We start from the raw sequence: 21,896 nt of genomic DNA on the forward strand, positions 1-21,896 counted from the left end.
TGTCTGATCGCTGACGAACGCATTCAGCCTCTCCACATAGCGGAAATCCTAGACCCGACCCATCATAGGAGCCGGCTCGTGCGCCGGCAGTCGAGGACGACGGCGATGACGGGCAAGTTTCTCAAACTCTTGATGGCGGCCTCCGCGTTGGTGCCGGCGACCATGATGGCAACGACCGCCACCGCCCAGCAGGTCGATCAGGACCGCGGTGACCGCCGCAATGATGGCCCGCGTCAGGATCGTGGCCAGCGTCCGGATCGCGGCGATCGTGGCCCACGTCCGGACGGCCAGGCTTTCCAGCAGCAGCGTCCCGACCGCCCCGCCACGCCTGACCAGGCCCAACGCCCGCAGCGCGCCGATCTCGGCACGCAGCCGCAAGTCCGCGGCGACCGCCCCGACGGTCAAGGACGTCCCGATTGGAATGGCCAGCGCGGAAACGGCCAGGGCTGGAACGGTCAGGCTCGTCCCGACGCGCAAGCTGGCCAGAACCGCCCTGACTGGAACCGAGGGCAAGATCGCCCCGGCTTCGACCGCGGCACCCAGCAGGCGGATCGCGGCCAATTCGATCGCAACGGACGCGGCGACTGGCGCAACGACGGACGCAATGACGGACGGGGCGACAACCGGGGCGACTGGCGCAACGGCGGTCGCGACGGCTATCAAAACCGCCAACCCAACCGCGCCTATGGCAACGTCCAGGGCTATGGCCGGGGCGGCTACAACCAGGGCCGTTACAACCAGGGCGGCGCATGGAACCGTGGCTGGCGGAACGACAACCGCTATGCCTGGAGCAACTACCGCGCGTCGAACCGCGGCGCCTACCGCCTCCCGCGCTATTATGCACCGAGCGGCTGGGGGTCTGGCTACCGTCGCTTCAACGTCGGCTTCTCGCTGAACCGGATCCTCTACAACCAGAATTACTGGATCCAGGACCCGTACACCTACCGCCTGCCCGAAGCCTACGGCCCGTATCGCTGGGTGCGCTATTACAACGACGCGTTGCTGGTCGATCTCGACAGCGGCCGCGTGGTCGACACGGTGTACGACATCTTCTGGTAGGTTCCGGCCTGCCCGTCACGCAGTAACAGGGGAGAGCCCCGCGGTGATTTTGATCGCCGCGGGGCTCTTGCGTTTTGAAGGCGCTTCGCCAAATTCTGCGGCGTGGGTATCTTTTCAAAAGCCAAGAGGGTCGATCCGGCCGCGGCACTTCGCCAAGCCTTCGGATCGCAGGTCGCCGCGCGCCTCGACGCCAATCCCGCGGTGCAGCGCATCGCGATGGACACCGTGCAGTTCTATTATCAGGACAAGTTCCTCGATCCCGCGACGTGCAAGCGGCTGATCGCGGTGATCGATTCCAAGCGGCGGCCGTCGACCTTGCTCTCCGATCGCCCGAACAGCAATTTCCGGACCAGCGAGAGCTGCGACATGGACCGCTGGTCGCCCGACGTGCAGCCGACCGACGAGGCGATCGCCATGTTGCTTGGCATCGACCTGCTGCACGGCGAGACGATGCAGGGCCAGCGCTACGCCCCCGGCCAGCAATTCCGCGCGCACCATGATTATTTCCACGAGTCCGAAAGCTATTGGGCCAAGATGCAGGAGCAAGGCGGCCAGCGCACCTGGACCGCGATGGTGTTCCTCAACGACGTTCCCGAGGGCGGCGCGACGTGGTTCCCGCAGGCCGGCGTGAAGATCGCGCCGAAGCGCGGCATGCTGCTCGCGTGGAACAACATGAACCCGGACGGGACGCCCAACGGGCTGACGCTGCACGAGGGCATGCCGGTGGTGGAGGGCGTGAAGTACATCGTGACGAAGTGGTTTCGCGAGCGGCCGTGGATCAAGTGAGGGGCGCTGACCGTTGCGTCTCGTGCGCGATCGCGTCCCCCCTTCCGTTCGTCCTGAGTAGCCGTCGAGTAGCTGCCTCAGCAGCGTATCGAGACGGCGTATCGAAGGACAGGTTGGCACACGGAACCCATGCTTCGATACGCGCCCTCGGTACGCTTCTACGAAGCTACTCGGTCGCTACTCAGCACAAACGGAGGGAGTTGGACACATCCAAGGCCATGCCACCGTCATCCTGACGAAAGTCAGGATCCAGAGCCACACGTGTTCGCGCCGTTACTCTAGGTCCTGACTTTCGTCAGGATGACGGCCTAGTAGACGGCGAGCGCGCGTTCAGCCCCCTCGCCGCTCGACAATCCCTCCACAGCCACTACGTCCAAGGCATGACAGTTCTCGGCGTAACCTCGTCCATCCTCGGCCAACCCTGGCGCTGGCGCGCACTCGCGGCAGACGGCCGGGACGGTTTCGGGGGTGACGGTTTCGGGGGCGGTTCGGGCGACGACCTCGTCACCCAGCTCCTCCTCGCCCGAGGCTGCCCCCGCGACGCGCTCGACGCGCACCGCACGCCGTCGATCCGCGCATTCATGCCCGACCCGTCGATCTTCCGCGACATGGACCGCGCCGCCGAGCGCCTCGCCGACGCCGTGCAAGCCGGCGAACAGGTCGCGATCTTCGGCGATTACGACGTCGACGGCGCCACCTCCGCCGCGCTGATGGTGCTCGTCCTACGCGACCTCGGCATCGAGGCCCGCCCCTACATCCCCGACCGCCTGCTCGAAGGCTACGGCCCGTCGGGCGAAGCGCTCGTCCGCCTCGCCGGCGAAGGCGCCACGCTGATCGTCACGGTCGATTGCGGCGCGCAGGCGTTCGACGCGCTCGACGCCGCCCGCGACGCGGCAGTCGACGTGATCGTCATCGACCACCACAAATGCTCGACCGCGCTCCCGCACGCGCTCGCACTGGTTAACCCCAACCGCCTCGACGAGACCGAAGGCGCCGCGCACGGCCACCTCGCCGCGGTCGGCATGTGCTTCCTCGCCGCCGCCGCGCTCGTCCGCACGCTCCGCGCGCGCGGCTTCTTCAAGGACCGCGCCGAGCCGAAACTGATCGACCTGCTCGACATCGTCGCGCTCGGCACCGTCGCCGACGTCGCACAGCTCCGCGGCCTCAACCGCGCGTTCGTGTCGCAAGGCCTCAAGGTCATGGGCGCGCGCAAGAATATCGGCGTCGCCGCGCTGATCGAGGCGTCGCGCCTGACCCGCAACCCGACCTGCACGGACCTGGGCTTCGCGCTCGGCCCGCGCATCAACGCCGGCGGCCGGGTAGGTCGCGCAGACCTCGGCGTCCGCCTGCTGACCACGCAGGACCCCGACGAAGCGCGCCAGATCGCCACCGAACTCGACCGCCTCAACGAAGAACGCCGCGCGATCGAAGCCGCCGTTCAAGAGGCCGCCGACCTGCTCTCCAGCCGCGACCGTGCGGTCGCCGTGGTCGCCGGCCATGGCTGGCACCCCGGCGTGATCGGCATCGTCGCCGGTCGCCTCAAGGAGAAGCTAGGCCGCCCCGCGATCGTCATCGCGATCGACGAGAACGGCATCGGCAAGGGCTCCGGCCGCTCGATCCCGGGCGTCGACCTCGGCGCCGCTGTGATGGCTGCGCGCGAACACGGCCTGCTCGTGGCGGGCGGAGGCCATGCGATGGCCGCAGGCCTGACGATCGCCGAAGCCGCGATCCCCGCCTTCACCGACTTCCTCGAAGAACGCCTCGCCGCCGCTGTCGAACGCTCGAACGGTGACCGCGCGCTCCTGCTGGACGCGGTGCTGGCAGCGGGCGGCGTCAACCCCGGCCTCGTCGAATCGATGGAAGCCGGCGGCCCCTACGGCATGGGCTGGCCAGCGCCGCGCGTCGCGATGGGCCCGGTCCGCGTGATAAAGGCGGACGTCGTCGGCAACGGCCACGTCCGCACGATCGTCGCGGGCGACGACGGCCGCAGCATCAAGGCAATGGCCTTCCGCTCGGCCGAGAGCGCACTTGGTCAGGCGCTGCTCGGCGCCGCCCCCCACCGCAAGCTCTGGCTCGCCGGTCGCGCGAAGATCGACGACTGGTCCTCCCGACCGTCGGCGGAATTACACGTCGAAGACGCCGCCTGGGCCGATTGAGGGGTTGACGCATCGGCGGCTTCCTTTTAGGCGCCTCCAACCACGCAGGCCCCTTCGTCTAGCGGTTAGGACGCGGCCCTTTCACGGCTGAAGCACGGGTTCGATTCCCGTAGGGGTCACCATTGGCGCTGCATGGCGCACAAATGCGTGAATTAGCCATTCTTAGATAGTTTCTGGTACAGCGCCTTGGCACAGAGAGCGCGAGAATGGCACACATGGCTCAACCGTGGAAACACCCGAGCACGGGCTTCTATTACCTACGTCGTGAGATCCCGACAAAGCTGCGCCCTGCTTTCGAGGGGAAGGCGATGTGGAAAGTATCTTTGCGAACAAGGGACTTTTCGCGGGCAGCCGTCCTTTTCGCCGGCGCGAACGCGGAGTTGGAAGAGAGGTTCGAGGAAGCCCGCAAACGCTTCGCCGAGAGCGGCGACCCACGCCCGTCAAAACGCGACCAGGCAGTCGAACTCGTGAGTTCCTATTTTCAAGGACCTCCCTTGGACGAAGGTGGGCTCGACGGGCCAGAACGGTTGCTCTTATGCAGGCTAGAGGTCGACCGCGGGCTGTGGAACGCCACTCCAGGCGGATGTAGCCAAGTGAATATATCCGATGACGAGGAGTGGTGGCGGTTATCAGGTAACGCAGCCCTATTCCGTGGTCATCGCGGAACCCTCCGCCATCTTACCGACCGGGCGCCTGGTGAGATCTGGCGCTATCCGGACCACAGGTTCAGCACCGGCGCTCGCGACATCGAGATAAAACGGATCTTGACCCAAGTTGCTCGTCATCATGGCCGTGCGATCGATGACCTGCCCGACGGCACGGCGGAGTATATTAGCGAATATCTCGATCGGCTGCCCGTCGGCCCCTCGCAAGCCCGCAAGCCGCAGAGTGCGCAATCCCGCCTCAAACCCGAGATGCGGCTTCTGGAACTGTTCGAGGCATGGAAGGAGGATACTGCCCCCAAGGCTCAGACAGCACACGAATATGAGCGGGCAGCCCTCGACTTCATCGATTTCGTTGGCGACATCCCGGTGTCGGAGATCGTCAAGAACGACCTTCTGAACTACCGCGACGAAGCTCTCAAGCTGCCGAAATCAATGCCGAGGAAGGACCGCGAATTACCATTCACCGAGCGTGTGGCCAAGCATGCGTCGGTCACCGACGGCCGAGTCAGCGCGCCAACGCTGAAAAAAAGGGTTGGAGGCATCCAAGCGTTGCTAAGCCATGCCGCAGAGCAACGTTGGATCAAGAGCAACGAGGGACGCGACGTCGCGATCAGCGGGTATTCCAAGAGTATCCGCAAGCGCCGCCCTTTCGAGGAGGACGAACTAAAGCAGCTTCTGTCCAGCACCCTCTTTTTGGCACCCGCAAGCTGGCGCATGAAAAACCATGTCAGCGACCTGACGCTTTACTGGCTGTTCCTGATAGCCCTCACCACTGGCGCCCGATTGGAAGAGGTCGGTCAAGCGGCCCTCGCCGACGTGAGGATCAGCGGGAGCGTGACATACATTGATATCGATGATTACACGCTTGAGCCTGGGCACGATGACGCAAAAGCAATAAAAACGGAGGGTTCCCGCAGGTTGGCGCCCATTCACGATCGATTAGTAGACCTAGGGTTCAACACATATCGTGTCGCTCTTGCGAAACTGGGTCATACACGTCTCTTCCCAGATCTAACCTTAAATCAATTCGAAAAGCGAACAAAAGAGGCATCGCGCGCCGCAAACCGCTACATCGACGCGCACGTTTCCAGGGATGAACGGCTCACTTTTCACAGCCTTAGACATGGCTTCAAAGATTTTGCATTGGAAGCCGGTATTACAGAAAGGATAGTAGACCAGATTTGTGGACATGCCCCGACCAGCGTCGGTGGAAAGTATGGAAATGGCGTCAGGCTGCCAGTTTTATATGCAACTTTGCATCGAATCGACTGGACATTTATTGATTGGACCGCGCTCACCGCCGCCACCGCCGATCAAGACTGGGAAAAGTCTCTTACTCTATCTCATGTTGTAGGCGTTCAACGACCAAGTTCAACGTAGCCGCAGGAGGGCCGCGACGAGCGAACGCTCATTTCATGCGGTAGATAGTTCAAATTATAATAAGGATCAGGAGTTTGGAGAGGGGCTGATTGAGCCCTGAAGACGAATGAAAAAGTCTGAAGGAGCTTGTCCGGACCGATCGGTCCGCGACCCACCAAGCTCTGGAATACCCTCGTGATTAAATCCAAGATGAACCGCTCTCGCTCCGTCGCTAGCGTGCTGTGCAACTACTTTCTGGCCGAGTTCGGCCCGCTGCCGAGCGTCATGCGGCAGGTTGGTGGCGGAATGCCCGCTGACACGGTGAGCGTCGAAAGCTCCGACGTCGTCCTTTCGTTCACTTGTTTGGATGCTCCCCACTTCCGCTCCCGCACGCGTGCGATGGCGCAGGTGCAGTCACGCGACGTGGTGCTGGTTCGCTCCTGCCGCTCGGCCGACGTGTTTCCCATCACCGTTGAAGTGACGCTTGCCGGCGGCGGTCTTGCCCTGTTCGATCTCGTCGATCTCGATCTTTATCGACACGTCGACGGCGCGCTCTGGCTGGTGCCCGAGCTGTTCGGGGCAGCAATCCGCCTGACGGCGGACGGACTGATCCTCGAAATGGTGCCGCCCTATTCAACTGTCCGCGAGCGCGGCGCCGGCATTTACCGCGCTACTGCCGAGATCGCCGCAGAAATCTTTCCGCAGGTGGACTGCTGATGCGTACGAAAGGTTCCGCGAGCGTGACGCGTGCCAGCGTCACGCTCAACCAGGACTGTGTCCCTAATTCTGCCAACCCTCATACGCATCTGATGCTGGTCGGCGACGCTGCGGATGCGCCGTATCCGCGCGTGATGTTCGGTTGCCTGCGCCCGGAGTTCCGCGGCCACATTAACAGCGCGACAGCGTTCGCTCAGGCCAAGGTGATGGTAGCTGCATCGGTTGGCACACCGCCATGGGTGCCGACCGCGGCCTGGACGGAAGTCCTCCTGCCCGCGCCAGCGTGCGATCGATTCAGCGATCCGGAGACCCTCATGCGGGCAGTCGACCTGGAACGGCCGGAAAAGGTCAACGCGCTCTTGTCGTACTTCACCGTCACATATCCGGTCGCGAGGCTACATGTGATGCTCGACGAGGTGCGCGGCTTTGTCCGCGAGCATATCGTTGAAGCATTCGACGTCGCAGCTCTCATTGTCCTTCATGATCCCGGACGGGCTGCATCCGCCAACCTGCCGCATGTGCACGTGCTTGTGGTGCCGCGGCGGCTAACCTCGATTGGTCTCGCCGAACAGGTCGGCGCGCTGACTACAGACAAAGCGCATCCGCTCATCCGCGACCTCTTCCTCACTCACTGGAGCGCGCGCCGCTGAACGCGGGTGCCTTCCCAACCGGGAAATCTACATGATCGAAAACCCGAACTGGCCGCTGCTCGGCCGGGCCGCTGCATCACGCGTCGCACAGATACTCGCCCGTCACGCCGGATGGTCGCTCAAGCAAGTGCCGCACGACTATAGCTTGCCGCTTGCGGCATGCATGGAAAACAAGGCCACCGACCTTCTCGTTACCGTCGCAGGCGGTAGCCTGGCGCTGTGCGCGGCGGCGATGCAGCGCACGCTGAAAGATACACGTTCCGACGCGTTGATCATCGCCGATGAGAGCGAGCCTTGGTCCCCTCCAACCTTCGCCATCGGCAGATGGAGAAGCGGCAAGGTGAACTGGCACGTTCCGCTTCTGCCTTGGTCAAGCGACGGTCGGACGGTCTGGTTAGTGCCGGCTGCGAATACCGCGAAAGCGGATCATGCATCAGCATTCCGGCTCGCTGCTCATTACCTTGTGGCGGAACCTGTCCCTTGGTTGGACGAAACCCAGCGCCTGGCGGGGCTGGACCGCGCGGCGAGGCTGATTCGGCGGGGGTCAGCATGATGCGAAGCTATTCGACCCGGCAGATACTACGGATTAATAACTGCGTTGCCGGAGCGTTCATTCTGCTGATACTTGCAGGGCAATCGGGGCGTGACTTGCCCAGCAGTTGGATGACCTACCGGATCGCTGGCTTGACCGGGCGATCTGCTCGCACAAGACGCAACCCGCTGACAGGCCGATGACCGTCGCGAGCAGCGCGCGCTCGATGCGCGGCACTCCAGAGGATCAAAGGCATGATGCTGCGCACGACCAAATGCTTGCCACGTCGAATACCGTAATTCGCGGAGTGACCGAATGATCAGCGTATCGCTCAATCTCTGGCGAACGGATGACGACGCGATCGACTATGCAGAGAACCAATCGCATCAGCTATCAACGACCGCATATTCAGTCACTGATATTGGACTGATATCCGGACCGCTTGTTTCAGGAACCTCCGACAGGATCGGCCAGGGTCATCCAGCGCCCGGGAATCAGACCTGCTAAAGACGCCTTGTTCTCGATAGACGCCCCCAATGTCAAAATCATGAGTGAAAACGGAGTATGCTGACCTTTGCCTTCCGCATTAAGAAATCGCACGCGGCCCTTCAATAAATAGATCTCCGCGTCAGAAACCAACGTTTCCTGAAACCAAGAAGAATCCGTTCTGACCGGAACGAGGCAGACAACCGTCTTGACGTTCCCAGCGCACCATTGGTCATGAGCGCGACGCAGCCATTTGAGTAACGCTGAGAATGGCGGATTAACGAACACAACGTCGCCCGACCATTCGTCGACAAGCCCGTCCCCACCTTCGCTCAGCAGGATGCAGCGTCGGGCAACGACTGGACTGAGCAAGTTGGCGCAGGGGTCCAGATCAATCGCACCAAACGCTGCATAAATGCTGTCCATGAAGTCTGACGGTGTAAAGCGGCTATCCCGGGCGTCCTTTTCGCCCTGCCCCCAGTATGACCGCTCGGGTGCGCGGCGGCGGGCGTTGGGCGCCAACACCGCCAGCAATCGCAAAGCGCTGGCGATTGACCCGTTACCCCGTTCCAGACTGACAATTGTCTTGCGGGACAACCCCGCCTTGGTTGCAGTCTTTTCAAGCGACAAGCACCGTTCATGCCGACGGGCGCCCAATTGTTCTGGCAGGCTCTTTCCAGGCCCCACGCCCGTCAGGCGAAAATCTAATGCTGACATCGCCGCAACCAACGTTGCTAACGAACCAACGCCATTCTCCATCCGCTTGATTGTCTGGGCATCGACGCCAAGGCGATTGGCCAAAGTTCTCTGCGACCAGCCAGACGACCGCCTCGCATCCCGCAATTCTTCGAGCAATATCTGATCTCCTTTGAGGTCATATATTCCCCATGGTTATCATAGTTGTGTGCTCTAGCGATCGGTTTTTTTGCAGACGCATCGAAATGGCGCGATTTATCCCGAACGCCCGGGGGCGCTAAGACCCAATAGTCGACACTGGCGGGCTCTTTCCGGCTTCCCAACTTCGGCCGTTGGTTCATACCGGTCGAACGGCTTGAGTTGGGACAAAGCGGTCATCGGATGTGCCCGCCGGGAACGGCAGCTCCCGACGAAAGCAGACGCTTGCGGTAGAAGCTCTGGTAGAGCGGCAATGCGCATGTTCGCCCGGTCCAGTTGTTGAACACCTGTTGCACTAAGCGACTGTAAACACGCTTTTATAAGAAGCACGGCCAACGGCTGCCTCTGTCCAGAAAACGTCCGTTTGTTGAACATATGCGGACGATGCTGCTGAGGGTGTTGTGTACATCAGCACCCGGCTTCAGGTTTGGGTATAGACGTCACCCCATATCTGCCCAAGAGCGATCGGAGCTTTCCCAGTTTGCCGTAAAAATTCGCAATTTTGAGAATTTCAAATTGGGAACAGATTTTGAGAAAGCGCACCCGTCTGCGGCTGTCAGTCGGATCGACGGTTCAGGTTTCCCGGTCAACGTTCCATTATGGGAACGCCGATCAGGCTCTGGTTCGCTCAGTTTCGCGCGTGATCGTCCAATGCTCCAATTGTTTGTAAACTATCACCTTGTTGCCGAGCAGATCGCCATGCCGGCGACAGAAAATGTTGAGCTGGTCACGTTCGCCGACCAGCTCGACGCAGATAGTCAGATGCGGATCGGCAATCTCCGATCCATTTTCCCGGATTGGGCCGCGATTGCTGAAGCCGTAATGCATGTTCTGCGCGACGGCGTTGATGATGCCGTCCGCCTTCGCGGTGCGGATCAGCTCGCGATAAAAAGGTTTCGCACCCCAGAAGCGACGTGGGCCGACCTTGTCAGACGGCTTCAAATAGATGCGCAGCATTCCAACCTCGCGGTGCTGGACGGTGAAACGATCAGGCATAATGGGCCTTTCGATAGGAAGCAGGATCAGACGCGCGAGCGACGGCGGGAAGCACGGTGCGTGCGGGCATCACGCAGGGTCGTATCGGGTGTGAGGTGCGCAGCAGGCACCTTGGGGACTGCGACGCGCTGCGACAGATAAATGCCGTTATGACCCGAGCAAAGGTAGGCGACGAAGCATGCGACCGCGATCGGCACAGCATAGGCCGCCCCGAACAATTCGATCCCCATGAACGTGCAGGCAAGCGGCGTGTTGGCAGCACCCGCGAACAGCGCAACGAAGCCGATCGCCGCGAAGACCCCCGTCGGCACTCCGAACATGGGCGCGAGCGCATTGCCGAGCGCCGCGCCAATGAAGAACAGCGGCGTCACCTCTCCGCCCTTGAAGCCAGCGCTCAGGGTCACGACGGTAAAGAGCAGCTTCAGCGCCCAGCTCCATGGATGGGTGTCGGGACCAAAGAAGCTGGCGATGGTCAGGCCGTCCGATGTCGCGGCGAGCGTGCCAAGGCCGAGATAGTCGCGCGTTCCGAACAGCCAGACCAGTGCGATCACGGCCACGCCACCGATGACGGGTCGTAGTGGGCCATAAGGCACCATGAGCGTCAGCCATCCGCCAAACGCATGATTGGCCTCCGCAAAAGCTAGTCCGACCAACCCGAATACGACGCCCGCGACGCCAGCCTTGATGACGATTAGAGCGTCGACCGGCACTGTCGCATCGACCTGGTAGATACCGTGGTGAATGCCCCAGGCAAGACAGGTCCAGTCGCCGACCAGTGCCGCGACCAGGCACGGCACCAGCGCGCGATACTCGACCCGGCCAATCGCCAGCACCTCCAGCGCGAAGACCGCTCCCGCAATCGGCGTCCCGAACACTGCGCCGAACCCTGCCGCGATCCCGGTCATCAGCAGGATGCGCGTTGCTTGCGTATCCAGCTTGAGGGCGCGCCCGAACCCGCCGGAAAGACTGCCGCCCAATTGCACGGCGGTGCCTTCGCGCCCCGCCGATCCACCAAACAGATGTGTCACGACCGTGCCGAAGAAAATGAGCGGGGCCATGCGCAGCGGCACGCCGCCCCCCGGTTCGTGGATCTGCTCGACGATAAGATTGTTGCCACCTTCGACCGAGCGCCCTGTCAGATGGTAGAGCAGTCCGACCACGAACCCGCCGATCGGCAGCAGGTAGAGCAGCCAGGGAAAGGCGAAGCGAATCCGGGTTACGGCATCGAGGCTCCACAGGAAGGCTGCGCAGAGCGTTCCCACCGTTGCGGCCATCGGGACCAGGATCAAAGCCCACCGCAGCACCGACATGGCATGGGTGCGGCGATCGCGAATGAACGCTGCCATGTTGAACTGGTCGTAGAGATTGCGAAATGTCGCGCGCACGATTCCTCCTTGCTGCCTTACGGCGCCTGGTAGGAATCATCGGCCCTTGCGAGGGCGGTTCGGCCGAATGGCCCGGCGGAAATCCATCGCCGTGCCCGAGCATATGCTGTCCGACGGCGACCTGGTCAACCAACGGCAGGGTCACGATGAGACGATTGTTTTGCTGAGGATCAATAATTGGCTCACCCATGGAATAAACCCCGACGGGCGTCGTCTACCCTTTCGAGACTGATCCGCAGGAGGCTTATGCGTAGACGAAATTGGATGCTGGGTCTGACTGCTTCGGCCATGCTCACCGGCGCAGTCGCGGCCGCCCCCGCCGATGGCTACGCCAGCATGGTATCTGCCGCGATGGACCGGATGATGGCGGGCATGATGGTCAAGCCGTCCGGCGACGTCGACCGCGATTTCGTCGCGATGATGCTTCCGCATCACCAAGGCGCCATTGATATGGCGGTGGCAGAGCTGCGCTACGGCCATAACGAGCAGCTCAAGCGCATCGCGCAGGAGATCATCATCGATCAGCAGCAGGAGATCGCCGCCATGAAGTTGGCGATCGGTCAGCCGCTACCCCCTTCGACGCCAGCCCCGACGCAGGGCGGCGACCACCACAGCCATATGGAGCACTGACATGATCCGGACCTTCCTGCTCTCGGCCGCCTTGCTGATGAGCGCCGCACCGGGCATTGCCATGGCTCAGCAGGCGCCGTGGAACGCCAAGGACGTGCCTGTCAGCCACCGCGACCGCGTCTATGCATCCGAACAATTCTCCAACACGGTGTCGGTAACGGACCCGGCCGACAACAGGTTGCTCGGCGTCATCAAGCTCGGCGATCCGCAGCCGATGAATTTTTCCCCGCTCTACAAGGGGCAGGTGCTGGTTCACGGCCTCGGCTTCTCGCCGGACGGGAAAACACTGGCGGTCGTGTCGATCGGATCCAACGCCGTGTCGTGGATCGACACCGCCACCAACACCGTCAAGCACACGACCTATGTCGGGCGCAGTCCGCATGAGGCGTTCTTCACGCCGGACGGCAAGGAGGTGTGGGTCACGGTACGCGGCGAGGATTACATCGCCGTGCTCGACCCCACGACGTACAAGGAGACCGGTCGCATCAAGACGCCCGGTGGTCCGGGCATGACGATCTTCTCTCCCGATGGCCGATACGGCTATGTCTGTTCCTCATTCAATCCGGTGCTGGCCGTGTTCGATGTCTCGACCCACGCGCAGGTCGGACAGGTGGCGCAGCCGAGTCCGTTCTGTCCCAACATCGCCGCGACGCCGGACGGCAAGCAGGTTTGGTTCACGCTGAAGGACATCGGCAAGACGGTCGCATTCGATGCCAAGCCGCCTTTCGCGATCCTCAAGGTGCTGGATACCGGACCGATCACCAATCACGTCAACTTCGCCCGCACGGTCAAGGGACAGTTCGCCTATGTCACGGTGGGCGGGGAAAACGCGGTGAAGGTGTTCCGCACGTCCGACTTCGCGCTTGTCGCCACCATCCCGGTCGGCAAGATGCCGCACGGCGTCTGGCCATCGGGCGACGGCCGGCGCATCTATGTCGGGCTGGAGAATGCCGATGAACTTGCCGCGATCGACACCGCCGGCAACAAGGTCGTTGCCACCGTGCCGGTCGGACAGGCACCGCAGGCGATCGCCTATGTGCCGAACGCTGTTCCGACAGGCCCCGGCACCGACAATCTCCAACCGCTCGGTACGGCAGGCAAGGCAGTGCATCTGAACATGGGGCCGGTTGGCGGCAATGGTGCGGCAAGCAGCATTACCCTCTTCGACCAGGGCATCATTCAGGTCGTGCAGAGTGCCGTTACCGGTTTGCAGCCCAAGAAGCCTTACATGCTCGTGCTCACCGCCAACGCGGACGGCAGCGGTGCGGTAGAGCCGCTTGCGAACTTCATGAGCAATCCGGCAGGTGCGGCGATCGTCAACGCATCGGGTCCGATCCGGCAGATCGTTCAGGGCAGTGCAGCGGCCCCCCGGCGCTTTCTGGCGGTCGCCGAGGTAGTGAATGGCGCACCGGGCCGCATCGTGCAGGTGCAGCGCGACTGAGATGGACCCGCTTGCCGCCGCGATCGAGCCCCTGGTCCCCGGTCTGCGCCGTTATGCCCGGTCGTGGTTGCGCGATCAGGCGATGGCGGATGACCTGGTGCAGGATTGCCTTGAGCGCGCGGTCGGGCGCTGGCGGCAACGACGCGGGACGGAGGTTCGCCCCTGGGTCTATGCAATCCTGCATAATCTGTTGGTCGATCATAAGCGGCAGCATGTCCGGCGAGGTACGGCGGTTCCGCTCCACCTCGTGGACGACGTTGCGCTCGGTCGCCCGGCCGATCAGGACGCAGGCCTGCACCACCGAGACCTGTTGCGCGCACTTGATGCGTTGCCCGAGGAGCAGCGGACGGTGCTGCTCCTCATTTCCGTCGAAGGTCTGTCATATGGGGAAGTCGCTGCCGTCGTCGGTGTGCCGCTGGGAACGGTGATGTCGCGCATATCGCGGGGGCGCGACCGTCTGGCGACGCTCCTCCGGGATGGTGAACGGCCACGATTAAGGAGTATTCGATGACCAGCCCGATCGGAGAGGACGATCTGGCCGCGTGGATCGATGGCAGGCTGTCGCCCGAGCGGCAGCGTCTGGTCGACGCTTACCTTGAAGGCCAGCCGGACGTGCATGCCCGTTTGCGGGAGCAGGCGGAGCAGGCGCGAGCCCTTGCATCGCTTTTCGCTCCCATCGCGGAGGAACCGATCCCGGCGACGATGCGCGTCGCAGCCATCAGGGGACGGCAACGCCAACCGCGTTGGCAACTCGCCATCGCCGCGTCGCTTCTGCTGGCGGTCGGGTTTGGCGGGGGCTGGTCGAGTGCGCGTTGGAGCGGCGAACCCCGCGCGGGCATCGCGGCGCTGGCCAACGAGGCGAGTGACAATTTCCGTGTCTATGCCGCCGACCGGATACGACCGGCGGAAATCGGCCCCGACCAGCGCGCCATGCTGATCCGGTGGACCTCCGCCCGATTGGGTGAGCGCGTGACCATCCCGGACCTCAGCACAGCCGGTTACCGCTATGGCGGGGGGCGATTGGTCGCGACGCCCCACGGCCCTGCGGCTCTTCTCCTCTACGATGGACCGCAAGCGTCAAAGCTCGCGGTGCTGACGAGGCCTATGCAAATCGACAAGAGCGCAAGCATGACCAGCACGTCCAGCGGGACCATGGGCCGGGTCACATGGGCTGTCGACGGGATCGGCTATAGTGTAGTGGGCGAGCGCCCCGCTGCCGAGCTGCATCCGATCGCCGATGAGGTCCGGCGCCAGGCCGATGCGGGGCTTGTCTCCTGATAGCGCCTGGCCGCTTCTTAGCGCCGACAGGCACTGGGCGGACCAGCGGGATCACGGCTTGCGCTCGGCATCCTTCCGGTCGGCCTCTGCCGGAGTCAGCCTGGCCCGCTCGCGAATGCGACGTTCGAGCGGAGCGCCCGCGAACAGTACGAGCATCGCAAGGCTCAACCCGCCGATGATGAGCGGCCACACCGCCAACCCTGCTGCCGCGCCGATCGTGGCCGTGACCCAGATGCACGCGGCGGTCGCCAATCCATGCACTTCCTGACCCTGGCCGACCCGCAGCACCGCGCCGGCACCGATGAAGCCGACGCCGGACAGAATGCCCTGCATCGCCCGTCCTGCGGCATCGGCGTTTACGTTCGGCAAGCCACTGTGCACGATCGCCTGCACGGCGATGCAGCTCGCCAGACCGACCAGACCCAGCGTTCGCAATCCCATGATCTGCCGGTTCTCGCGCGAGCGTTCCCAGCCGAGCACCATCCCAGCCGCGGTCGCCACCACCAGCCGCCCGATCGCATCGATCCAGAAGCCGAGGTCCGATGCCGCTGATGCTTCGATCATTCGACCAGCACGTGCACATGATGCCAGGCGGTGCACAGATAGCCGGCGAAGTTCCACACCGTATCCGGCCGCTCGGGCTGACCCTGTCCAGTCTCGTCAAAGGCGCGCACGACAAGGTGCTGGCGCCCCTTGGCGAGCGTGGCGTCGAGGGTCCAGCGCCGCCAACCCCAGTGCGCCTCCGGATCATCGGTGAACGTCGCCTGTTGCCAGTCGCGACCACCGTTTACCGACACTTCGACCCGAGAGACGCGGCGATCATAGGCGATGGCATAGCCCTCGATCCGCACCTCCCCGGCCGGCAGGCTTTCGCCAGAGCCGGGCACGCAGATCGCGGCGTTGAGCGGCATGGCATTGATGGTCAGACCCTGGCTCCAGTCGACGGTGTCGCTCGTCACATCGGCAGGAAAGAGCTTGTAGTCGTGCGCCTGGATCGGTGCGTCGGATGGCGTCTCGCGCACCTCGATCCGTGTCAGCCATTTGGCGCTCCGCACCCCGGCATAGCCCGGCACCACCATGCGGATCGGTGCGCCGTGTTCGGGCGTCAGCGGCTCGCCGTTCATCGCCCAGGCAATGAGGACGTCGGGTTGCCGCGCCTTGTCCATGGCGATCGAGACCCCGAACAATGCTTCCTCGCCTTCGACGTCCACCTCGTCCGCGCCGGTGAACGCCACGAACAGGTCGGACGCATTCGGCGCACCGACGGCATCCAGTACGTCGGACAGTCGTACGCCGGTCCATTCCGCATTGCCGATCGCGCCCACGTCCCAGGGGTCGCCGGACGTTTTAGCGACCTGCTGGAGATCCGTGCGCCGGTTGCCGGCGCACTGGAGAACTGCCGTCACCGTCCGCGTGGCCAACGCGCTTTTCAGTTCCTCCACCGAGAAGGAGCGGCTCGCCATGCCCGTCCCGCTCACTTCGATCCGGTGATCGGCAGGCAGATCGGGCACTGCACCATGGCTGCGCACGTAGAACAGCGCCTGCGGCGTCAGGAACCGCTCGATCAGCGCGCCGGGCGTCGGCTCGGCGTTGTAGGGATCGGATTTGCGCTCGATCATATCAGTCATGGACGAACCAACGCCGCAAGCGCGCGGATCGCTTCAAGCCTTCAAGACTATCGCAGACGAAGGATTAACAATCGTTCCGATATCCAGATTGGAACAAACAGATCAAACGGTTGGTCGTATCGATCAGTTTCCGCGATACAAGCTGCATGACCCTGGAGCAGCTCAGAATCTTCGTCGGTGTCGCCGAGCGCGAACACGTCACCAAGGCAGCAGAGGTGCTGAACGTCACGCAGTCCGCTGCCTCCGGCGCGGTCGCGGCCCTCGAAGCGCGCTACGGGGTTCCTCTGTTTCACCGCGTCGGGCGTGGCATCCAGCTGACCGAAGCGGGCCGCGGCTTTCTGGAGGAAGCGCGCGCGGTGCTGGGGCGGGCAGCGCATGCCGAGACGATGCTGGCGGACTATGCCGGGCTTGCCCGTGGTTCGTTGCGGATCGTCGCCAGCCAGACGATCGCAAGCTACTGGTTGCCCGCAAGGCTTGCCGCCTTCCACGAGCGCCACCCGCAGATCGCGGTCGAGCTGGCGATCGACAACACCGAAGGCGCGGCAGCGCAGGTCCTTAGCGGAGCGGCGGAACTCGGTTTCGTTGAAGGCGAAGTGGACGAACCAGCGCTGGCGCATTGGGAAGTCGGACGCGATCCGATGGTGCTGGTCGGACGCAGGGACGCCGAGCGTGTCGACGAGGACTGGCTTCGCGCTGCACGCTGGATCGTCCGCGAGCAGGGTTCGGGCACGCGCTCGACCTTCGAGGACGTGCTGCGAACGCGCGGGTTTGATCCGGCCCAGCTGACGGTAGCGATGACGCTGCCGTCCAACGAGGCGGTGCGTACCGCGGTCGAGGCCGGTGCCGGCGTCGCTGTGTTGTCGCGATTGGTCGTCGCACGCGCGCTCAAGGCCGGCGATCTGGTCGAGCTGGCGCTTGAGTTACCCGATCGCGCCTTCCACGCGCTGCGCCACAAGGAACGCTATCGCACCCGCGCGGCCGACGCGCTGACGGACCTCATCAAGGAGCAGGTCGCATGACTGCCGACGCACCTTCGGCCCTGACCGGCCTCAAGCCGCTAAGCAGGCTCGATCACCCGCGCGAGATGATCCGCCAGTTCACACCCAACTGGTTTGCCGCGACCATGGGCACCGGCATCCTCGCTCTCGCGCTGCCGCAGGTGCCCGGCATCGGCCCCGCGCTCAAACCGATTGGCGAGGTGTTGTGGTTCTTCAACATCGCGCTCTTCATCCTGTTCGCCGGTCTCTATGGCGCGCGCTGGGCGATGTTCGGGCATGAGGCACGGCGCATCTTCGGCCACAACACCGTGTCGATGTTCATCGGGACCATCCCGATGGGCCTGGCGACGATCATCAACGGATGTCTCGCCTTCGGGATCGCGCGATTCGGTAACGGCATCGTGCCGGTCGCACACGTCCTGTGGTGGATCGACGTCGCCATGTCGCTCGCCTGCGGCGTGTTGATCCCCTACCTGATGTTTACCCGCCACGAGCACAGCCTGGACGGCATGACCGCGGTATGGCTGCTGCCGGTCGTCGCAGCGGAAGTGGCGGGTGCCAGCGGCGGGCTACTCGCTCCGCATCTGACCGATCCCCACGCGCAGATCGTGACGCTCGCGACCTCGTATGTGCTGTGGGCCTATTCGGTGCCGGTCGCGTTTGGCATCCTCGCTATTCTGATCCTGCGCATGGCGCTCCACAAGCTCCCGCACGAGAGCATGGCGGCATCCTCCTGGCTCGCGCTGGGGCCGATCGGCACCGGGGCGCTGGGTATGCTGGTGCTTGGGGCGGATGCGCCGGCGATCCTCGCGGCGCACGGGCTGGTCGGTGTCGGTACCGTCGCGCAAGGGATCGGCGTCGTCGCCGGGCTCTGCCTGTGGGGTTTCGGCCTGTGGTGGCTGGCGCTCGCGACGCTCATCACCATCCGCTACTGGCGCGCCGGCGTCCCATTCAACCTTGGCTGGTGGGGCTATACCTTCCCGCTCGGCGTCTACACCGTCGCCACCTTCCGCCTCGGTACGACGCTGAACCTCGGCTTCTTCGGTATCGTCGGCACGGTGCTGACGATCGCGCTCGCGGCGATGTGGCTGCTGGTCGGTGCCAAGACGCTCGCCGGAGCATGGCGCGGCAACCTGTTCGTCTCGCCCTGCATCGCTACCCCGAACTGATCCACCCTGATGATCGGATCAGTCGGTCCGATCACTTGCAGAACGCCCCTTCGATCCGCCAGCGTGGCTGGCCACAGGAGAGCCTTGTCATGGACAATTTTGACGCCGCGCTGGCGAGTGAAACCAGCCGTCGCCGCTTTCTCAGGCGTACGGCGCTCGGCACCGCCGGCCTTGCCGCAGCACCTGCGCTGGCGCAGCAGCTCGTCGACCTGAAGCTGCCTGGCGGCAATGCCGAGCGGCCGATGACCAGCGCCTTTCCTGGCAAGGGCAGCATGATCCTCCAACGCATCCATCCTCCGCTGTTGGAGACGCCGATGGACGTGTTCGACAAGTCGGTGTTCACGCCCAACGACCAGTTCTTCGTCCGCTGGCACTGGGCCGACATCCCGACCTCGATCGACGTCGAGAGCTTTCGCCTCAAGGTCTTCGGCCACGTCAACAGACCGCTGTCGATCAGCCTTGCCCAACTGCTGCGCCTGCCGCGCGTCGAGATGGCAGCGGTCAATCAGTGCTCGGGCAACAGCCGTGGGTTGTTCCAGCCGCGTGTCGCCGGCGCGCAATGGGGCAACGGCGCGATGGGCAATGCCAATTGGCTCGGCGTGCGCCTGCGCGACGTGCTGGACCTCGCGGGGGTCAAGGCAGGCGCGGTACAGGTGCGCTTCGGCGCGCTCGATCAGCCGGTTGTGACGGGCGCCCCTGACTTCGAGAAGGCGCTCGACATCGACCATGCCCGCGACGGCGAAGTGATGATCGCCTTCGGCATGAACGGCGAGCAGCTGCCGCTCCTCAACGGCTTTCCCTGCCGGCTGATCGTCCCGGGCTGGTATTCGACCTACTGGGTCAAGATGCTGAACGCGATCGAGGTACTGCCCGGCCCTGACGACCAGTATTGGATGGCCAAGGCCTACAAGATACCGGCTACACCCGGCGCGAATGTCGCGCCCGGTGCCAAGGACTTCCCGACCGTGCCGATCAATCGCATGATCCCGCGCAGCTGGATGACCAGCCTGCCGGATGGCCAGGCGATCGCCTATGAAGCGTCCATCCCGGTTGGCGGGATCGCGATGGGCGGCGACTGCGGCGTCGCCAAGGTCGATGTCTCATCCGATGGTGGCCGCACTTGGTACAGGACGACGCTCGGAGCGGACGAGGGCAAGTATAGCTTCCGGCGCTGGGATGGTCGCGTGCCGCTTAGGCGCGGTCCCAACCCCATCATGGTGCGCTGCTGGAACGCCAACGGTGTCGCCCAGCCGATGAAGCCGATCTGGAACCCCGGCGGGTTCATGCGCGGCAACATCGAAACCACCACCATCATTGCGGCCTGAGGAGCGAGTAGCATGAAGACCCCGTCTCCCGGCATCATGGCCGCTGGCCTGATCGGCCTGACCGGTATCATCCTCATCTCGATAGGTGCGCCGAGCAGCCGCAAGGCGTCTGCCCCGATCTCCGAGACGTCCGAGCCGGCGCCCCCCGTCAGCGTGTCGGCCCGCGGCTTCTCGCTTACCTCGACCAGCGTCGACCTGCCGGTCGACGACGCGAGCTATCCCGATGGTCCGCACGCCGACGTCATCAACGCCAACTGCACCTCATGCCACTCGGCCAGTATGGCGCTGACCCAGCCTGCGCTATCGGCGGCTCAGTGGAAGGCGACCGTCACCAAGATGCGCGAGGTGTATAAGGCGCCGGTGGCCGAGAAGGACGTCGACGCAATCGTCGCCTATCTCACCGCCATGCCGCATCAGAAGGCGGCACCCGCAACCGGCAAGGCGCAGGACCCCGACCCCAAGGTGGCTCCCGATGTTTCAGGTGGAACCGGCTAACCGAGCCACTTCCATAATCCCAAAATACCATCCTTTATGAGACATATTGACGGTGATTGAATGCTTAAACGGTGGGTATCGATCAGTTCTGCTCAATGGATTGGCAAGGCGCTCAGATGAGTGACGGCGAACATCAGCGTCATTCCACTGATGCTGGCGAAAGTCGTGCGTAGTCTAGGTGTTTGATCCCACGGTTTGATGGTGCGATCCTTTCGTTAGAATGGAAGGCAGCAGCCTGGGACAGGTACGTCACGGGAGCGCCACGACCACGCACGCCGTCAGAGCAGCAATACAGCGATCGCAAGCTTCGCTCTCGACGCTGAGCCGGGAGCTCGGGATCAACCCGAAGACGGTGGCGAAGTGGCGTAAGCGAGCGACGGTTGAGGATTTAAAGACCGGGCCGAAGGCCCCTCACTCCACGACCTTGACCGAAGCCGAGGAGGCCGCGGTCGTCGCATTCCGGCGCCACACACTCCTGCCGCTCGACGATTGCCTCTATGCGTTGCAGCCATCGATCCCGCATCTGACACGCTCAGCGCTGCACCGCTGCCTGCAGCGGCACGGCATATCCCGTCTGCCAGATATCGAGGGCGACAAGCCTAATCGACAGCGCTTCAAGCGCTACCCGATCGGCTTCTTTCACATGGATATCGCCGAGGTTCAGACAGCCGAAGGCAAGCTCTACCTGTTCGTCGGCATCGACCGCACGAGTAAGTTCGCGGTCACCCATCTCGTCGACAAGGCTGACAGGCGAACGGCGTGGGAGTTCTTGGAACACCTGCTGAAGGCTGTGCCCTACCGTATCCACACGATCCTGACCGACAACGGCATCCAGTTCGCCGAGCAGCCGCGTAACCGGAACACCGCCTGGTCGCGGCAGATGCGCTTCGACATGATCTGCGAAGCCAATGACATCGAGCACCGGCTTACCAAGCCGAACCATCCTTGGACCAACGGTCAGGTCGAACGGATGAACCGCACGATTAAGGAAGCGACCGTCAAACGCTTTCACTACGAGAGCCACGAGCAGTTGCGGGTGCACCTCGCCGACTTCATGGCAGCCTACAATTTCGCCCGCCGGCTCAAGACGCTAAGTGGCCTCACGCCTTACGAATACATCGCCAAAATCTGGACGTCAGAGCCCGATAGGTTCATCATCGATCCGATCCACCAGATGCCGGGACTAAACACCTAGCCATATGCATGGGCGAATATCGCGTCGCCCGGAGGAGGTATGGTGCGGGCGG

At 63.4% G+C, this 21,896-nt stretch carries 21 protein-coding genes, 1 tRNA gene and 1 riboswitch; of the genes, 17 read left to right on the top strand and 5 right to left on the bottom strand.

From position 1 onward, the window contains the following. The first annotated feature begins 105 nt into the window (after positions 1-105). The 8 genes from ASF09_RS17965 to ASF09_RS18000 all read left to right on the top strand — a co-directional run bounded on the left by ASF09_RS17965 (position 106) and on the right by ASF09_RS18000 (position 7,945). The gene (locus tag ASF09_RS17965; protein ID WP_082444463.1) at positions 106-1,059 is read left to right on the top strand and encodes an RcnB family protein; all 954 of its coding nucleotides are present in this window, start codon (positions 106-108) and stop codon (positions 1,057-1,059) included. Positions 1,060-1,161: 102 nt separating this feature from the next. Further along, positions 1,162-1,845 (top strand): prolyl hydroxylase family protein, encoded by a 684-nt coding sequence (locus ASF09_RS17970; protein WP_060527452.1) that lies wholly within the window; start codon positions 1,162-1,164, stop codon positions 1,843-1,845. A gap of 380 nt (positions 1,846-2,225) precedes the next feature. Further along, complete coding sequence (gene recJ / locus ASF09_RS17975; protein WP_060527453.1) at positions 2,226-4,001, top strand: single-stranded-DNA-specific exonuclease RecJ; 1,776 nt, start codon at positions 2,226-2,228, stop codon at positions 3,999-4,001. A 47-nt stretch (positions 4,002-4,048) separates the two neighbouring features. Beyond that, positions 4,049-4,123 (top strand) — tRNA-Glu (locus ASF09_RS17980). 84 nt (positions 4,124-4,207) lie between these two features. Further along, positions 4,208-6,046, top strand: coding sequence for a site-specific integrase (locus ASF09_RS17985; RefSeq protein ID WP_235529883.1), 1,839 nt, complete (start codon positions 4,208-4,210; stop codon positions 6,044-6,046). Positions 6,047-6,172: 126 nt separating this feature from the next. Continuing rightward, positions 6,173-6,742 carry a hypothetical protein gene (locus ASF09_RS17990; RefSeq protein ID WP_235529884.1) on the top strand — a complete coding sequence of 190 codons (570 nt, stop codon included), beginning with the start codon at positions 6,173-6,175 and terminating at the stop codon, positions 6,740-6,742. Between the two features lie 23 nt (positions 6,743-6,765). Beyond that, the gene (locus ASF09_RS17995; RefSeq protein WP_235529885.1) at positions 6,766-7,392 is read left to right on the top strand and encodes a MobA/MobL family protein; all 627 of its coding nucleotides are present in this window, start codon (positions 6,766-6,768) and stop codon (positions 7,390-7,392) included. 31 nt (positions 7,393-7,423) lie between these two features. Next, the gene (locus tag ASF09_RS18000) at positions 7,424-7,945 is read left to right on the top strand and encodes a hypothetical protein (RefSeq protein WP_060527457.1); all 522 of its coding nucleotides are present in this window, start codon (positions 7,424-7,426) and stop codon (positions 7,943-7,945) included. A 426-nt stretch (positions 7,946-8,371) separates the two neighbouring features. Here the strand turns inward: ASF09_RS18000 and ASF09_RS18005 are convergent, their stop codons facing one another. The 3 genes from ASF09_RS18005 to ASF09_RS18015 form a co-directional block, all read right to left on the bottom strand. Then, the gene (locus ASF09_RS18005) at positions 8,372-9,265 is read right to left on the bottom strand and encodes a DNA N-6-adenine-methyltransferase (protein WP_082444441.1); all 894 of its coding nucleotides are present in this window, start codon (positions 9,263-9,265) and stop codon (positions 8,372-8,374) included. 651 nt (positions 9,266-9,916) lie between these two features. After that, a complete protein-coding gene (locus tag ASF09_RS18010) occupies positions 9,917-10,300 on the bottom strand; it encodes a DUF190 domain-containing protein (RefSeq protein ID WP_055982130.1) in 384 nt (127 codons plus the stop codon). Between the two features lie 26 nt (positions 10,301-10,326). Next, on the bottom strand, positions 10,327-11,685 hold the full coding sequence (locus tag ASF09_RS18015; protein WP_060527459.1) for a voltage-gated chloride channel family protein: 1,359 nt from the start codon (positions 11,683-11,685) through the stop codon (positions 10,327-10,329). A 23-nt stretch (positions 11,686-11,708) separates the two neighbouring features. Then, positions 11,709-11,785: riboswitch (Fluoride riboswitch) on the bottom strand. A gap of 146 nt (positions 11,786-11,931) precedes the next feature. On the opposite strand from ASF09_RS18015, the gene ASF09_RS18020 reads away from it, so the two are divergent. The 4 genes from ASF09_RS18020 to ASF09_RS18035 are packed head-to-tail and all read left to right on the top strand — an operon-like array spanning position 11,932 to position 15,034. Then, on the top strand, positions 11,932-12,315 hold the full coding sequence (locus tag ASF09_RS18020; protein WP_235529886.1) for a DUF305 domain-containing protein: 384 nt from the start codon (positions 11,932-11,934) through the stop codon (positions 12,313-12,315). A 1-nt stretch (position 12,316) separates the two neighbouring features. Beyond that, positions 12,317-13,756 (top strand): YncE family protein, encoded by a 1,440-nt coding sequence (locus ASF09_RS18025; protein ID WP_055982125.1) that lies wholly within the window; start codon positions 12,317-12,319, stop codon positions 13,754-13,756. Position 13,757: 1 nt separating this feature from the next. Further along, positions 13,758-14,267, top strand: a complete 510-nt coding sequence (locus tag ASF09_RS18030; RefSeq protein ID WP_060527460.1) for an RNA polymerase sigma factor — start codon at positions 13,758-13,760, stop codon at positions 14,265-14,267. Continuing rightward, positions 14,264-15,034 carry an anti-sigma factor family protein gene (locus tag ASF09_RS18035; protein WP_060527461.1) on the top strand — a complete coding sequence of 257 codons (771 nt, stop codon included), beginning with the start codon at positions 14,264-14,266 and terminating at the stop codon, positions 15,032-15,034. The genes ASF09_RS18030 and ASF09_RS18035 overlap by 4 nt, the downstream gene beginning before the upstream one ends. Positions 15,035-15,085: 51 nt before the next feature. Here ASF09_RS18035 and ASF09_RS18040 read toward each other — a convergent pair whose 3' ends face one another. Beyond that, on the bottom strand, positions 15,086-15,598 hold the full coding sequence (locus ASF09_RS18040) for an MgtC/SapB family protein (protein ID WP_052149081.1): 513 nt from the start codon (positions 15,596-15,598) through the stop codon (positions 15,086-15,088). After that, complete coding sequence (locus ASF09_RS18045; RefSeq protein WP_060527462.1) at positions 15,595-16,662, bottom strand: sulfite oxidase; 1,068 nt, start codon at positions 16,660-16,662, stop codon at positions 15,595-15,597. Before ASF09_RS18045 ends, ASF09_RS18040 begins: the two co-directional genes overlap by 4 nt. A 146-nt stretch (positions 16,663-16,808) precedes the next feature. Here ASF09_RS18045 and ASF09_RS18050 point away from each other — a divergent pair, with 146 nt between their 5' ends. From ASF09_RS18050 to ASF09_RS18070, 5 genes are all read left to right on the top strand, one after another. Further along, positions 16,809-17,681 carry a LysR family transcriptional regulator gene (locus tag ASF09_RS18050; protein WP_055982119.1) on the top strand — a complete coding sequence of 291 codons (873 nt, stop codon included), beginning with the start codon at positions 16,809-16,811 and terminating at the stop codon, positions 17,679-17,681. Next, entirely contained in the window at positions 17,678-18,829 is a 1,152-nt protein-coding gene (locus ASF09_RS18055) for a TDT family transporter (protein WP_055982116.1), read from the top strand. Before ASF09_RS18050 ends, ASF09_RS18055 begins: the two co-directional genes overlap by 4 nt. 89 nt (positions 18,830-18,918) lie before the next feature. Further along, a complete protein-coding gene (locus ASF09_RS18060; protein ID WP_060527463.1) occupies positions 18,919-20,154 on the top strand; it encodes a molybdopterin-dependent oxidoreductase in 1,236 nt (411 codons plus the stop codon). Positions 20,155-20,166: 12 nt separating this feature from the next. Then, a complete protein-coding gene (locus ASF09_RS18065) occupies positions 20,167-20,649 on the top strand; it encodes a c-type cytochrome (RefSeq protein WP_037529331.1) in 483 nt (160 codons plus the stop codon). A gap of 235 nt (positions 20,650-20,884) precedes the next feature. Beyond that, complete coding sequence (locus ASF09_RS18070; RefSeq protein ID WP_060527537.1) at positions 20,885-21,844, top strand: IS481 family transposase; 960 nt, start codon at positions 20,885-20,887, stop codon at positions 21,842-21,844. Positions 21,845-21,896 lie beyond the last annotated feature (52 nt).

The sequence above is a fragment of the Sphingomonas sp. Leaf242 genome, from assembly GCF_001422045.1.
Lineage (GTDB): Bacteria > Pseudomonadota > Alphaproteobacteria > Sphingomonadales > Sphingomonadaceae > Sphingomonas.